Genomic DNA, 15065 nt, shown 5'->3' on the forward strand with positions numbered 1-15065 from the left:
AGTGCTCTCACCCGGATTGCAGAACCTCGGATAGCAACCGGATTCGCTCGGTAGGGGGCGAATCCCCGGCCCCTCCATCCTCCGGACTCGGGAATAGCGGGCTCCCAGGCGACCAGAGCTCGGCGCTCCCTGGATGATCCTCGAAGAAGGAGGCGCTCGTCGTGACGCGGAGTCCCTGGCGCATTCCGGGCATGGAAAGTTTGTACTCGCCCGGACCCAGCTGTTCGGCCGAGCAGCCAGCCGGCAGGAGGTCGGGCCTCCGGATCAGCCTGTCGAGTGCAGGGAGGTCATAGAGCGCAGGGGGACGAGGGGGCTCATCGAGATCAGCCTCGGTAGCGGCGTCGAGGTCGAAGCCTTCTTCCTCTTGCTTGCGGATCCGCTCCTCCAGATCCCGGACCATCTCCTGGCGCTGGGTCTCGTCTCTCGCGCCGAGCACGGCCTCGCTGATGTTGCGCGGAAGAGCAGCCAGGATCGGCTGGAGCTTCCCGACAAACCTGGTGAACAGACCGATGCGCTGCCGCAGCGCCATGTAGACATCCGTCTCGACCGTGTCTGCGTAGTGGAGGTTGGTGATGGCGATCGTCTCGTTGCGCTGGCCGAGGCGGTCGATACGGCCAATGCGCTGCTCGACCCGCATCGGGTTCCACGGCATGTCGTAGTTCACGAGCGCCCCGCAGAACTGAAAGTTCAATCCCTCTGCAGCGGCATCGGTGCAGAGCAGGATCTGGGCAGACCCATCGCGGAACAGGCGCTTCACCTCGTCGCGCTCGATCCGCTTCCAGCCGCCCGCCTTCTCGCGCAGCTCGCCGCCACGTCCTGAGAAGCAGAGCACCTCGAAACCCTCCGCGACCAGGTGCTCGCGGAGGAAGTCGAGAGTGTCCGTGAACTGGGTGAAGACGAGCAATTTCTCGTAGCTGGCCTCACGCAGAGCAGCCACGATCTTCACGAGTTCGCGAGCCTTGGTGTCCACGCGCGGCAGCTTCTTGACGTTGGCGAGGAGAGCGCGGATCTCGTCCTTCTCCTCGAGCGCGAGGACCTGAGCCTCGATCTCGAGCGCGTCCTCTTCGTCCATCGCCTCGTCGAGGTCGTCGTCCGCGACGTCTTCCTCGACGCTCGTCTCGGACGCGGTCATTCCCTGCAACCGCCGCTCGAGCGTTGCGGCCAGCGCTGCGAAGCTGCTCGCCAATCGGCGCCGATAGACGGTCATCACGAAGCCCACCGCGTTTCGCTCAGCAGCGCTGGCGGCGTCGTAGGTGTGCGCGATGTAGTGCTCGACGCGCTCGTAGACCTGGCGCTCCGCGGGACTCAGGTCGATGAAGGCATCGTCCACCTTCCGCTGGGCGATGCGGGTCGATATCTTGCCGGCCTCGTAGTATCGGCGGAGAAGCTCTCGAGTGTGGCGCGAGACAAGCCGAGACACTGGCGTGTTCGCAATCATCAGGCGGATGGCCGCTCGTCGTTGCTCGTGGCCGAGCTGTTTGAGGTCCATCATCGCACCGCTACGCAACGCCTTCAGTATCTTTCGGCGCGAAAGCCCCCCGAGTGCGCTTGCACAGCGCTCGATCACGTCGGATGCGGGCTCGCCGTAGGCTGTCTCGGATGCACGGAAGAGATTCGCCATCGCGTCGAGATCATCATTCGACGGGTTCGGATGGCTCGCGCGCTCGAAGAAGCGCAGGAAGGCGCCCTCGCTCCAGGCCGGCGGCAGCCCAAGCAGGTCGAGGAGGTCCCAGACCTCGACGGGATCCACCTGCATCGGCGTCGCAGTGAGGAGGACGAGACCCTGGGTCTTGGCCCTCAGGCGCTGCATGAGGCCGAGGAGCTGGTTCGGCGCGCGGTCCTTCGTGGCGCCGCCTCCCTTGCGGCGCGCGTGGTGAGCCTCATCGAGGATCACGAGATCCCAAGGCTCGGCGTCCTCAATGAGCGTGCGGGCACGGTCCGCGCGACGCATGAGCTGGCTCGACGCGAGGACATACGGTTCGCGGTGCCACTCGTCCTTCGAGACCTTCCGCTCATCACTGCCGACGTTCGCATGGCAGGCATACCAGCGCAGGAACTGTCCGTCGTAGATCGGCCAGTTGAGGTTGAACTTCTCGCGAAGCTCGATCTGCCACTGGCGCAGGACGGCCTTGGGAGCGAGGACGAGGATCCGCCTCGCCCGGCCGGCGAGCCACGCCTGGCGCAGGAGCAGCCCCGCCTCGATCGTCTTGCCGAGGCCCACCTCGTCTGCGATGAGGAGTCGCGGAGGCCAGCTCCCGTAGAGTCGCTGGAACGCGCGAACCTGATGCGGCCACGGCGTGACGATCGAGGTGGCCTCGCCGACCCGGTCTCCGAGGCCGGGGAGCGCTGGACCATCGCGCACGATCGACCACACGAGGCTGCGCAGGTCCTCGATCGCGAGCGCCGGCGGCGGCTCCGGCTTCGGATTCGTTGGCGCGTCGGGGACGGCAACGGTCGCGGCTTCGCGCAGGCGCTCCGGCAGGCGCTCATCGCCGGGCAGGAAGCGCAGGAGATCCTCGCGCATCGCCTGCGGCACGTCGAGCACGCGACAGCGCTCGGTCTTGTCGGCCCAGAGTCGCGCGAAGCTCTCCTCCTCCTCGACGAGGTGCGGGAGACCCCCGTCCCAGCTCTTGAAGACGTGGAAGCTCTCCCAATTGTGGATCCATCCGGAGGGCGTCTCGTTGAGGCTCCCGGAGAAGGCGATTCGGTCGCCGGTCTTGTCCTCTATCAGACCAGTCTTCTGGTGGAAGATGGCGGTGCCGGCGCAGGGCTTACGGTCCTTGGTACAGGGGATCGCGATGCGAACCTCGAGGAAGCCACGCGCCACCATCCAGGAGAGCAGCTCGAGCGCTTGGCGCTCGCCCTCGTTTGCCGCAGCGAGCGGCAAGCCTTTCGCCTGCGCCTCGAGGACCGCGCGGGCTTCCTCGCCACGCTCGATTGCTTCGGCCTCTGCCTGCTCGAGCGTGCAGCCGACGACGAGGCGCATCCGCCCATCGTTGCGAACGAGGCCCTCGATGCCCCGCGCCGCGAGCGTGAGGACACCAGCGCTGAAGTAGCCTGTTGTCCGGTCATAGCGCGTCGCACACTCCAGGGCCGGCACGAAGAACTCCGTGACGAGCGCACGCCCGTCCGAGTCGTATTTCGCCTTCCAGCGCCGATCCTGGAGGAGACTCAACCGCTCTGGCTCCCGGTCCACAATCCGAGCTGCTCGGGCTCGGGCACACGATCGCTGAAAGCCAGCCGCCGCAAGTGCTCGAGCGCGTCGAAGTCGCCCGCGGCCTCCGCCACCGCTCCCTTCTCGTCCGCCACCTTCGTGAAGGTGCTCGATACCGGCAGCACCTCGAGCAGCGCCTGGAGTCCCAGCGGGAATGACGGAAGCCGCGCCGCTCCACCCTCCTCGAGCAGACGCCGGGCCGCCTCGAGGCCGTCCTTGCGCGCCCGGTAGGCGGCGTGGTGGAGCGCGTCGAGGAGTGCGCGACTGCCGTCCGACGAACCCAGAGCCCCCTTCGCGGCGCGCTTGGCGCTGTCCCAGAGGAGGACGTCGCTCCCCTTCTTCTCGGCGAGGACTCGAATCACGTCGCGATCAAGGTCGAGCCCCACCACACGGGCGAGACGCAGCGCTTCGTCGTAGGGGAACTCGGGGGCCTTGAAGGCGTCCCACGCGAGCACGAACCACTCGGTGAGCGGGTCCAGATCGGCGTGGCGGGTCGTGCGCAGCAGCCGGTCGAGCCGCCACTTCTTTACCTCCCGACGGGCCGCGTCGAGCGCGTCCTCCGGGGTCACGGCGTAGGGATCGCTCTCGTCGAGGAAGAGCCCCCTCTGGCGCGGCTTCTTGTGCTCGGGAACAACCCTCGGCGTCCCGCGTCGGAGCGGCCAGTGCTTCGCAAACTCCTCGAGTGCCGGCCCGAAGCAGGAGAGATAGAGGTCCACACCCCGGATCCCAGCCTCTTGAAACTCACCGATCCGCGCCCGCACCGCCTGCGCTACGCGAGGCTCGACGTCCTCCCAGTAGGTGTTTTCGCCAGCCTGCTGCGCTGCGCGCGGGCGGCACACCAGAAAGATCGTGCTGTTCGCGGCCGACTTTTCCTTGATGTGCAGGCTGCTTTCAGCCTCGGTATTGATGGGCCACGACGCCGTCACAGTGAAGCCCGCTTCGATCAGGCCTGCGGCGAGCGCATCCCAAGCGCCGGTAGCCTTGTGCGTGAACATCAAGGTGAGGACGCCGTCGGCCTTCAGTACGCGATGACACTCTGCAAAGATCGCCGCCATGCGCTGGCGATAGTCGCGATCTGCGCGCTCCTTCGGGTGGTCCTGTCCCTTGAACTTCGCCGGATTGGCGACCGCCTCCTGGTCCTTGTCCGTGAGCCGGGTGCGAAACAGCTCTGGGAAGACAAGGCCGACTGTACGCTTAAGCCACACGTAGAAGAAGTCAGAAAGCTCGGCGTACATCACGTTGTCGTAGTACGGTGGGTCCATAACGATGCAATCAACGCTGGCACTGGCGACGCCCTCGAGCTGGTCAGCCGAGCGGCATGTAACTTCCGTTGGTGGTGCCGCCATTATCGAATGACCTAGCGCGAGCTGTAGCGATCCAGACTTTGTTCGATCACTTAACGCAAACTTTGGGCTGACCAGCTTCTGTATCTCGCCTATGCATTCATCCATGGAGCGGAGCGCCCAATCGTATCCAAGCCCTTCCACGAGCGGCATCATCTCCGCGTACGACCACGAGAAAGCGAAGTTGTGACGGTTGAAGGTGTTCGCGATGACCTCACGCGTTGACATCCAAATTGACATACGAGAGTTGTAATTGAGCATCTTGTCGACCGCGATCGCGAGATAGGCGAACGCCGCGCGAGTGGTGTCATCCAATTGCCCTGATGCCACGGATCCCTCTAGAAGGTCGCGGAATACCTCAACGCTCGACCCGTGGCACAGCAGTTGGCGCGGAGAGAAAAGATCCCGCCACCGTGTCATCCCGTACATCTTATGACCGCGCTCGTAGTTAGAGAGATCCGGGATTGACTCTGACGGGAGTACGTCCAGGGCCTCCCACTGCGCACACTTCTCCGCCAGGTGCGCAGCAAGAGAGTCGCTGTCCATGTCCGTGGGAAGAGGAGCGCGGTATCCGCGCTGCCACGCGTCGCGGAGCTTCCCTCCCTTGGTTCTCCGTTGAATCCGCTCCTTGTAAACAACGGCGAATAGCTGCTCACCCATCCGACCGGCCTGCGCCTGGGCCTTCACCTCGTCGCCATCGACAACCCGACCGCATTCCGGATACGGACACTGCGCGTCACCGCCCCGAACGGTGCCAGCAGAGTGGTCGGCAGGCTTCGCAACGATCGCGAAGCTGACGCGTTTGGTGCGCGGATTTGGGTGCAGCTGTATCCCCGTCCCATCCGGCGCGAGCCGCCAGTTTGGTGAAAGCGGAACCAGGCCCTCGCAGTAGGGGCAGGTGATCGTGCGAGCCCAAAGGTACGTTGTGTCGATGCGTTGGGGATCTGGGTTTGGGGGGAACAGGTTCGCGAGCCGATCCATCAGGCCCAATCGAAACTTTCGAGCAAGCGTCTCGAAACGCGCGATGAGCGCGGAGCCTAACTGAGCGGGCCACTCGATTGTCGCTCGGAGGACGAGTGCAGCGACGGGGTTCAGGTCGTTCGCGATTGTCGGGATCCCCAGACGTACTGACTCGAACGGGATGCTGCCACCGCCGGCTGTCGGATCGAGTAAAACTGGATTGTTGAGCCCGAGCTTGGCGATCTCCTCGGCCAACCAGCGCTTCTCAGTTTCGGTCGGCAGGTATCCGAAGGCTCGCCCGTAGGTGTAAGGGTTGTCGATGCGTTCCCCACGTCGCCGCGCCGCGTCCATCGCGAATCGCGCCTCCGTCGGATCGCCGTGGATACCGATCATGTGAAGAAATTTTTCGCGGTCAGCGGCTGCCGGAAGCAGCGACGCTAGGATCGCTGTGCGCGAAGCGACCAGAGGTCGGCGGGCCCACCACGCGTGCAAATAGTAAGGCGCCGGAAGAGCACTAATTGAGCGCCTCTCGCGCACACTCTCTTCGCTAACGGCCGCGATCGGAAGCCAGCGCTCGATGAGCCGCGTCGTCACCGTGCGGCCGGGCGCAGCTCGCGGGGATCGACGAGCAGATAGCGAAGCGCGCCGAGGACGCGCCGGGGGTAGCGTCGGTGCATCGCCATCCCGAGCCAATAGGCGGCCTCTTCCTTGCCCATCACCTCGATGCCCTCGATGCATGCGCGCATGAAGGCGCGGTTGCGCATAGGGGCGAGCGTGCGGAAGGCCAGGCCGAGGCGGAGTGCCAGGTCCTCGGAGATCGGGAAGCGGCCATCCTCGCGCGGGCCAAGGCTGGTCGGGTCCACGTGCTCGTGCTTGAGATGGCGCAGCACGCGGTGCTCGACGAGCGCGAGGTTGCGTCCGCCGAGCCCGGCGACGCGACGCGGCGCGCGCAGGTGGGGCGTCGCGGGGGACGGCAGCTGCCAGATCTCGAGGTGGCCTTCGCCGGCGCGCCGGCGCGCGACGCGCACCTCGTAGCGCGGGCGGGCGGTTCCGCGGAGCGATCGAGACGGGGCACGCCGGCTCAAGGTGCTGCCTCCGCGATCGCCTCGACGAAAGCGGCGCCAGTGGCGAAACGGGCGAGCTGCTGTACGAGCTTGTCGGGCTCGTCACCGGCCAGCGCAAGGCCGTCCGGGAAGGCCAGCGCGAACCACGCCGTCAGGTCCTTGTCGCTGGCCGCATTAAACTGAGCGGAGAGGAACTCGCGGACCGGGGCGACATCGGCCGGCACACCGCGGAAAACGAGCTGCGCCTCGCTCCCGCCAGATGTTTCATAGGCACCCTCAAGCTCGATCCGCTTCTCGGCGCCTTGCACGACGCCGATGCCGCTCATCAGTTTGAAGGCATCGCTCCACTCAGCGACACGCAGGCGCAAACTCGTGAGCTTCGTCACTCCTGCCGCGCGCGCATCCTCGACGATGCGGGTCACCGCCTCGCGAAGCGGCGCCTCGTGGCGGAACGTGCGTACGCCGGGCGCCGGCTCGGGCGCGACCGCACTGCCCGGCTGCGGACTGAGGCCGGGAAGCGGAAGCGTGCCGCTCCCACTGGGCCCGGAGGGTGCTGCGGGCTCGGGCTTCTTGTGCGGCCAGATCCCTTGGGACTCCGCGTAGGCCGTCGTAAAGACGAAGGACTGCTGCTCGATCTTGAACTGGCAGGGCGGGTCACCCTTGCCGGCCACGAGATCCCCGCTCTGGTAGACGTAGAGCCCTTCCTCGATGCCCTTGCGCAGCAGCGCGAAAAAGTTCTCGTCGCCGATCAGGATCGGAAGCCGCGGATCCTTACGGAACTCGGCGCGTAGGTCGGCGGTCGTGATCGAGCCCTTCTTGAGCGGCGTGCGGTCACGCACATAGCTCGGAGCGAGCGGATGGTCGTCCGCGTGGCGGAGTTTCTGGTTGTCGCTGAGCGCCCGCAGCACCTGCTGCTGGCCTTGGCCCGGCCGCTCGGAGGCGCTGCCGGCGTCTACGGCGACGTGCGCGAGATCGATGCCCGCACCCTCGACGCGGTTCTCGCGCGACGGAAAGAAGACGTGTCGGTACGCCTGCTGGATCGCGACCGCCAGCTCCTGTTCGGAGCGGCGGAAGCGCTCGTCCACCTGATCCTGCTGGTGCGGCGAGAGCTGCGCCTTGCGGTCCGGGGAACGCAGCGCCTCGAGCGCGAGGCGCCGAAGCATGCGCTGCTTCATCGCCTCACGCTGGGCGGCATCGGCGAGCACGAAAACCAGGTTGTTCTGGTGCTGGCGGAAATCGCCCGTGCTTCCTTTGGTGCGGAAGATCCGGTCCACAAGCGGTGGCACCGCGAGCTTCTCCGCCTGCACGGCCTCGGCGTCGTGGTGAAGGAGAACGAGATAGGGCCGCCCGCTCCCGGCGTCGTCCGGCACGTCCGCGGCGTCCGACACGAACGGCACCAGCTCGAGCGTCGCTCCGCCGAAGATCGAGCGAATGCGGTCCTGGAGCTGCGCGCGGGCCTCCGCCGGATCCACTCGCGTCTCCTGCTGGCGAACCATCTGGTTCAGGTTCGCTTCGGCGAGGAAGCGCAGGGGGGCGCCGGCTCGATCGTCCAGGTAGGCGGAATCTGCGACGAATTGTGTGCGCGCGTCGTTCACGAAGTCCGCGTCGAGGCCGGGGGCGAGGATCGAGAAGCGCAGCTGATCAGGTGTGACTCCCTGGAGGTCGTCGTTGAAGGCGAAGGTGTTCCAGAGCGCGGTGCGCGCGACGAACGACGCATAGGTCGCCATCCCGGCGTACTTCTTGGCATCGATCTGCTGGGCCAGCGAGAGCGCCTCGTCCGGCCCGGCAGCCACGTCGTTGCGGATCGCGGGCTCGAAGCGACCGAGCTCGAGGCGAGTCAGGACCTCGTTGCGCGTCGGGCCGTAGCCCGGGTTCACATGGTGGACCTGAATCGCGTGCGTGCGCGGAGGACGCTCGGCCCAGAGCTGGGCGACGGTTTGGGTGAGGAGGCGCAGCATGCCACGCACGCGTTGGAAGTTGGCGAGCGTCGACAGCTTGTCCGTCAGGACCGACATCAGCGCCGGATGGAAGGGATAGCCGCGGCGCAACTCCTCGACGCGGCTCTCGTTGGCCCGTTCGGAGGGTAGGATGCCGGCGTGCTCGATCCAGAGCTGCTGGAAGGCGGCGATCACCTCTTCGGCTCCGGCCCCATCGATGCGGGCGAAGAGCCGACGGCGGAGGACCTGCGCCGTCTCCTGCGGCTCGGTGGGATCGACGAGCGTCGCCTTGCGCGCGGCGACGGACTTCGCCTCCTCCAGCCGTTGCTCGATTGCCTCGTTCTCAGCACCGTAGGCATCTACGGCCTTTCCTCCCTTACCGATCGCGAGCGTAAACACGATCGCCGCGCGGGGTGCGCTCTCGACCGCGGTGAAGAGGCTGGTGAGGAACGGCGTGAGCTGGTCCGCGTCCGGAAGGCCGCGCACCTTGCGCAGGTAGATTGAGAGCTCGTCGAGGAGTATCAGGGTTGGGTCGTTGCCGAAAATGTTCCGGATCGTTTCGGCGCCCGGCGCGCGCCGCTCGCGATCGCTCTGCTCGACCGCACGGAAGCCCTCTTCACCGGCGAGCGCCCAGGCCAGCTCGCCCCAGGGTGTGAAGGCCCGGATACCCGGCCCCATCACCCGGCCGTTGGCAGGGTCGGCATTCTCGCCGTCGAAGGCGGCGACGCGGGTCCGAGCCTTCGGCACGAGAGCCGGATCCACGAACTCCCCAGCGTTGGTGACGCCAGGCATGCCGCCGGCCACGTGCGAAAGGGCGATCAGGGCATGGGTCTTCCCGCCCCCATACTGGGTATCCAGCCGGAAGATCGCCGGCGCCCCCCCGAGGGCCCCTAGCCGGCGGCAGACGTTGTCGATGAGGCGCTTGAGTCCCGTGGTCGGGTGCGTGTTCGCGAAGAAGACCGCCGGGTTCTGGTATTCCGGGGGAGCCTGGCCGCGCAGGACCTGGGCTAGGTCCGCGGCGAAGTCGGACTCCTGGAGGCTCCCTCTTAGAACGTCGTCTCGGGGCGAGCAGAGATCGAAGATCGTGCGCATGCGGGACCTCGGACGGGCAAGCGATGTGACACGGCTTCAGGCGGCCGCGGGGCGGCCGGCGGGCAGTCTATCAGCAAGCTCGGGCCGGATGCCGCTCCGGAGGCGCGGCAACCTGCCCACCGGTGGAGAAGCGGGCCGAACATGGTCCGGTGCCCGAAACCTCTGAGAGAAGCCGCCCTACGGCGGCTCAGCGGCTCTCGCGGAATCAACCCACGATCGCTGCGCATGACTATCCCCCGGACGATTGGAGCCTCCGGCAATCCAAGGAGGGTTCCACTTCGGGCATCTCGCGCCGTTGCTCGGCCACATCGCTACGGCTATCGACGGATCGAGGCTGCGTCCTGCGCGCGCACCCGCCCCCCTTTCCACCAACCGCCTTCGCGGGGGCGCCTCACTAATCTCGACCTTCACTCGCCTACCGATCTCGCCCTATCGACACATCTTGCGGTTCCGGTCGAGATGCGACCACAATGAAACAAGCGAGATGCGTCGCTGCGGGATACCTACCGGCTCGGAGGGGCAGCCAATCGCTATTGTCGCCTCGCAAGGAAATCGATATGGGGGAACCCAATGATCCGCACGCCTCCGAAGTACTGCCAGTACGCTGGCGGCGCTTGCGACCAGGCCTTCGAGGGGATCAAGCCCTCCGTCGGCATATTTCTTTATCCGTCAGAGCCCCAACAGATCGCTGCTGCGATTGAAAGCGCAGCGGAGGATCTAGAGCTGTCGCGCGGAGGCAACTGGCTCACTTGGAGGAAGTTCGCGATCGCCGGCCAAGTGATCTTCTGCGCGATCTGCAAGAGAATGCGTTTCGCAGATTTCGTCGCTGCTGACGTTACCACGCTCAACTTCAACCTACTGTTCGAAATAGGGTTCGGCATCGGCCTTGGCCTTCCAGTGATTCCCATTCGCGATGCATCTTACCTTCGTGATAAGGATGCATTCAACGATCTCGGCTTACTCGACACCCTCGGCTACACAGATTTCCGGAATGCTGAGGATCTGGTCCAAAAGATCGGCGAACTTCGACCCGAACCTTTGCCACCACTGGTGTCATCCAGCCCGGATTCTGCTCTCTACGTACTGCGAAGCCGGCACGAAACCGAGGGGGAAGTCGTGCTTGCGTCTATTCTGCGTCGGTCGTTTCTGGAGTTCCGAACGTTCGATGCCGACGAGACGCCGCGACTTTCACTTCACGAGGCTAGAAAGCAAGTTGCCACGTCGGTGGGCGTGATTGCCCACCTCCTGGATGCTGCACGCGAAGGCGCGACCGTCCACAACGCTCGCTGTGCGCTAGTTGCTGGGCTTGCGATGAGCCAAGGTAAGACAGTTGTCCTTCTTCAAGAGGGCGAGCGGGTACAGCCGATCGACTACCGTGACGTTGTTTCTTGGTATTCGCGGCCAGATCAGATCGAGCGCCTCATTGAGAAGCCGCTGCGCCAGGTAATGCAGCGATTTTTTGACCGGTCACTGACCACCGTTGAGTCGCCTCGAGGGCTATTGCAGAAGCTCGACATTGGCGACGTGGCGGCCGAGAATGAGGTTCGGCCTCTACAATCGTATTTCGTTCCAACGGGCCAATACGAGGAGGCCAAGCGAGGCCACGCTCGTCTTGTCGTCGGCCGCAAGGGATCCGGCAAGACGGCAATCTTCTACGCTCTGAATGCCGCCTTCGAATCGCGGACGTCCCACGTAGTTCTCGCCTTAAAGCCGGAGGGGCATCAGTTGAGCCGTCTCCGCGAATCGGTTCTCGAGCAACTTACTCCCGGTGTGCGCGAGTATTTGCTGACGGCATTTTGGAACTCGATCCTTTTGGCTGAGCTCGCACGGAAGATTACCGAGGATGAAATCAGCTGGGCGCACCGAGATGAGGCAAGACGGCGACCTTATGAGCGGGTCGCGTTGCTTCATGAACAGTTCGGAATGGCGGAAGAAGGTGATTTCTCTCAAAGGCTACTGCACCAAATAAATCGAGTAATCGCGGTCTTCTCAACTCGTGACTCCGTTGAAGTCGGCGAGATCACCGAACATCTCTTTCGTGTCGATCTCCGCGAACTAACTGATGCAGTAGGAGACTTCCTCTCGCTGAAGGAAGAAACCTGGATGCTTGTCGACAACCTCGACAAAGGCTGGCCGACGCTAGGTGTCACGGCGATTGATATTCTCATCGTTCGCACACTCCTAGAGGCTACGAGAAAGCTGCAGCGTCAGTTGGACCGCAAGGGCGTGGATTTTCGCGCCATGGTCTTCCTCCGGAACGACGTTTACGAGCATCTAGTGGACCAGACTCCAGATCGAGGCAAGGAGACCGCGATCGTTCTTGATTGGGATGATCGCGAGGTCCTTAAGGAAATGGTGCGAAGACGGATCATTGCAACGACCGGCCTCGACGGAACGTTTGATGCGATCTGGGGAGCGCTTTTTGAATCGACAATCGGAGCACAGCAGTCGTTTCACTACATGGTCGACCGCACCCTAATGAGGCCTAGAGATCTTCTCATGTTTATACGCAGGGCCATCGAGGTTGCCACGAACCGAGGCCACGAGAAGGTGACCGCTGAGGACATCCGCCACGCAGAAGAGAGCTATTCGAACGACATGCTCCAGTCAGTGACGTTCGAGCTTCGAGACGTTCAGGCCGGATCTACTGATTGGGTGTACGCGTTTCTCGATAGCGAGGTACGGATCTCGCAGCGCCAAGTTCAGGAGCGGATCCGTCCGCTCTGCGGAGAGGCAGACGTCGATCGAGCGATTGAGCTGCTGGTATGGTTTGGTTTTTTGGGCGTAGCGCGCGGCCGCATGGAGGATTCTCGTTACGCTTTCGATGTCAGATACGACATGAAGAAGCTACTGGCACCACTAACACGCGAGGCAGGCTTCTTCGTTATCCATCCGGCTTTCCGCCGCGCCTTGGAGTGCCGGATGTAGTTCACTAGTCGCCAGCGGGCGCGGATCGTAGACTCGGGAGATCGGTCTGTGTTCTCGGCGGGAAGACGTCTCGAGCACCTCGCCACCCAGAGCGACTTTGCGGCGTGCTGCGGGGCTACGAGCCAAATGAGAGCGCCATTTCGAGCTGCTACCCGACCTGGATGACAACGACTTCACCGCCCCACTTGTGCAAGTGCCCTTCTACCGACAGCTCAACTGCTGAAAGCTAGACGAAGGGGCGCTGCGCCGTACGCGCGCTGAGCCCGCAGTTTGCCTGGAGGTGGCGTTCGCCGAGCGATTTGTTCATCTGCTGAACTCGAGCGAAATCGAGCGGAAGTTGGACTTTTCTACTGGAACTAAACACGGGCGCCAGTCGCTTGCGGCAACATGGTGGGAGCTCGACCGGCGGAGCCGCGACTCCGCAGCTCCGCCGGCGCTGTCAGCTGGTCGAGGTCCCCGGCGTGCTGCGCACGCCCTCCCCGGCTTCGTCTGCGCTCCTGACCGGCCGCATCTGGATCGTCACGGCCCGGTCCGTGGGGAGATAGTCGAAGCGCAGATTCCAGCTGCCGTCCTGGTTCTGGAAGGCGGTGCCGATGCGGGTCCAGAAGCCCTTCTCCATGCCCTCGCGCTGCACGACGCCGAAGAGTGCCTGGGTGTTGACTGCCATGATGTGTCTCCTTCGTTGGGTTTGAGGCCCCTTTGGGCCAGGTCTCTCGCCCACCCCGGAGACCTGGCCAGACGGGGCCGGGAGCCGGAGGGCGCCAGTGGAGCGAGAGGCGCGGCGATTGGGGGGTGAGCCGCGCCGTGGTGCGAGGCAAGGGGCGTGAACGAGCAGAGTCCTCGGAGTGAGGGCGCGCCAACTTGTCCGAAGGGCCGAGTGGAGCCAGGCCGACGGCGAATGACACCGAAGGAGATCACACGGCAGTCGACCATAGTGTTGCACGACGCGCTGCGCGGGGGCATGGAGCGGCGGAGTCAGTCGGGGTGAGCACAGCGTGCGCCCAGGACCGTGCGGGAGCGCTTCCAGCCCACAGGCGATCACTTGCCACGAGCGTCAGGCGGCGGCTGCTGGCGGCGCCAGCTACGGAAGTCGCGATCGACCTCGAGGAAGTGCTGGAGGATGGCGATGGTGACCGCGGACACGTCGATGGGCTCGCCATAGGTCACCTCGTAGTAGCGGCAGTAGGCCTTGAGCTGCGAGACGGTCTCTGCCGGCACGGTGACGCGGATCTCGATGGGCGGCTCGTCGGGCCGCCGGCGCTGCAGCTTCATGGGTGCTTCCTCGTGCTCGTCGGTGGAATCAATGCGCCGGGTACGGACCGGGCAGGACCAGGTCTTTCATCACGGCGATGTTGAAGCGGTAGCCGGAGCGGATCTCGAGCGTCGGTTGGACGTTCAGGTTGCGGCGTGCCATCTCGATGCCGAGGTCGCCGAGGTTCTGACCGAGCGCGGCGGCGAGGATTTCCCGCAGATCGTGCGTGTCGGTTGCCTGGTTGCCCGCCGAGAACGTGCCCTGTGAGATCTGGAGGCCGGCGCTGATGGCGCTCAGCAGGACGGCGCTACCGAAGATGCGGAGGTAGTCGCGCTGGACGCGATCGTGGAAGCCGGCGGCGCCGGCGACATCGGTCCCGGGCATGGATTCGAGGTTGAGGCTGGAGCCGTTGGGGAAGATGAGCCGCTGCCAGGCGACGAGGACGCGCTCCTGGCCGAAGGCGACGACGCTGTCGTAGACGCCGATCGCGCGGGTGCCCTGCGGAATCAGGAGGTGGGCGCCCGTGGCCGTGTCGAAGACGTTCTCGCGTACCTGGGCGATGAGCTGGCCTGGGAGGTCGGAGTTGGCCTGGGTGATCAGGACGGCGGGCACTAGCGAGCCGGCCTTCACCTCGTAGGGCGTGATGGACGGCCGGACGAGGTGCTCGAGGACCTCGTCCTGCGCGCCGAGCTTCGCATTGCGCAGGAACTCGGCCTTCTCGCGCTGGAGGTTCTGCGAGACCGTGGGGTCTTCCTCGCGTTGCCCCTCGACGATGTCCCTGGCAGCCTGGAATACGTTCGCGGGATCGGCCGAAGGCGGGGCACCGGGCCGTTCGGCGCGAGTCGGCGCCGCGCGGGGTTCGACGCGACCCTCGTAGACGACGGGGCGCGATGCCAACGCGCGGCGAAGCGTCTGGTCGGCAGCGTCGGAAGCCGGCTCGAGGAGCTGCGGCGAGCCGGCCGCGTCGAGCACAGGGACCTCGGGGGTCTCCGCGGCGACGGGCGCGGGCTCGGGAAGCGCCGGCGACATGGGGAGACGCGGAACGCCGTCCGGCTGGTTCTCCCAGAAGCGATCCGCGGCCGCGCTGGCACCGGTCGACTCCCTCCGCTCGGCGACTCGCCTGCTGCGGTCCGAGAGAGTGAAGACCGATGCGAGGATGACGGCCGTCGCGAGGCCGCCGGCGACGAAGATCGCACGGCGGTTGAGGCGCACGACTCGAGGCTTGGGCTCGAGCTCGACCGGTTCGCCGTCGGGATCCGGAAGCGTCGGTTGGTC

8 protein-coding genes are annotated in these 15065 nt (G+C 65.1%); 1 reads left to right on the top strand and 7 read right to left on the bottom strand.

Translation table 11 applies throughout. The features are described 5' to 3' along the window. Nucleotides 1-7: 7 nt before the first annotated feature. Genes OZ948_15175 through OZ948_15190 form a run of 4 tightly spaced genes read right to left on the bottom strand, consistent with a single transcriptional unit; the run spans nucleotide 8 to nucleotide 9610 of the window. Nucleotides 8-3175 (bottom strand): SNF2-related protein, encoded by a 3168-nt coding sequence (locus tag OZ948_15175; protein MEB2346069.1) that lies wholly within the window; start codon nucleotides 3173-3175, stop codon nucleotides 8-10. Then, on the bottom strand, nucleotides 3172-6111 hold the full coding sequence (locus OZ948_15180; GenBank protein MEB2346070.1) for a DUF1156 domain-containing protein: 2940 nt from the start codon (nucleotides 6109-6111) through the stop codon (nucleotides 3172-3174). Before OZ948_15180 ends, OZ948_15175 begins: the two co-directional genes overlap by 4 nt. Further along, a complete protein-coding gene (locus OZ948_15185; GenBank protein MEB2346071.1) occupies nucleotides 6108-6602 on the bottom strand; it encodes a hypothetical protein in 495 nt (164 codons plus the stop codon). Before OZ948_15185 ends, OZ948_15180 begins: the two co-directional genes overlap by 4 nt. Further along, nucleotides 6599-9610: a DUF499 domain-containing protein gene (locus OZ948_15190; protein MEB2346072.1), complete on the bottom strand. Its 3012-nt coding sequence runs from the start codon at nucleotides 9608-9610 to the stop codon at nucleotides 6599-6601. The genes OZ948_15185 and OZ948_15190 overlap by 4 nt, the downstream gene beginning before the upstream one ends. Before the next feature lie 570 nt (nucleotides 9611-10180). Between OZ948_15190 and OZ948_15195 the strand changes: the two genes are divergently transcribed. Further along, on the top strand, nucleotides 10181-12538 hold the full coding sequence (locus OZ948_15195; GenBank protein MEB2346073.1) for a hypothetical protein: 2358 nt from the start codon (nucleotides 10181-10183) through the stop codon (nucleotides 12536-12538). A 439-nt stretch (nucleotides 12539-12977) separates the two neighbouring features. On the opposite strand, the gene OZ948_15200 is transcribed toward OZ948_15195, so the two are convergent. The 3 genes from OZ948_15200 to OZ948_15210 all read right to left on the bottom strand — a co-directional run bounded on the left by OZ948_15200 (nucleotide 12978) and on the right by OZ948_15210 (nucleotide 15002). Beyond that, nucleotides 12978-13205, bottom strand: a complete 228-nt coding sequence (locus OZ948_15200) for a hypothetical protein (GenBank protein ID MEB2346074.1) — start codon at nucleotides 13203-13205, stop codon at nucleotides 12978-12980. Between the two features lie 371 nt (nucleotides 13206-13576). Next, a complete protein-coding gene (locus OZ948_15205) occupies nucleotides 13577-13810 on the bottom strand; it encodes a DUF2274 domain-containing protein (protein ID MEB2346075.1) in 234 nt (77 codons plus the stop codon). 28 nt (nucleotides 13811-13838) lie between these two features. Then, nucleotides 13839-15002, bottom strand: coding sequence for a hypothetical protein (locus OZ948_15210; GenBank protein MEB2346076.1), 1164 nt, complete (start codon nucleotides 15000-15002; stop codon nucleotides 13839-13841). Nucleotides 15003-15065: the final 63 nt, after the last annotated feature.

It is taken from the genome of Deltaproteobacteria bacterium (assembly GCA_035063765.1).
Lineage (GTDB): Bacteria > Myxococcota_A > UBA9160 > UBA9160 > PR03 > CAADGG01.

What these genes read in the sequence shown, in the direction of transcription:
- OZ948_15190 (MEB2346072.1), bottom strand. Translation starts at nt 9,610, where the DNA reads ATGCGCACGATCTTCGATCTCTGCTCGCCCCGAGACGACGTTCTAAGA.
- OZ948_15195 (MEB2346073.1), top strand. Translation starts at nt 10,181, where the DNA reads ATGATCCGCACGCCTCCGAAGTACTGCCAGTACGCTGGCGGCGCTTGC.
- OZ948_15200 (MEB2346074.1), bottom strand. Translation starts at nt 13,205, where the DNA reads ATGGCAGTCAACACCCAGGCACTCTTCGGCGTCGTGCAGCGCGAGGGC.
- OZ948_15205 (MEB2346075.1), bottom strand. Translation starts at nt 13,810, where the DNA reads ATGAAGCTGCAGCGCCGGCGGCCCGACGAGCCGCCCATCGAGATCCGC.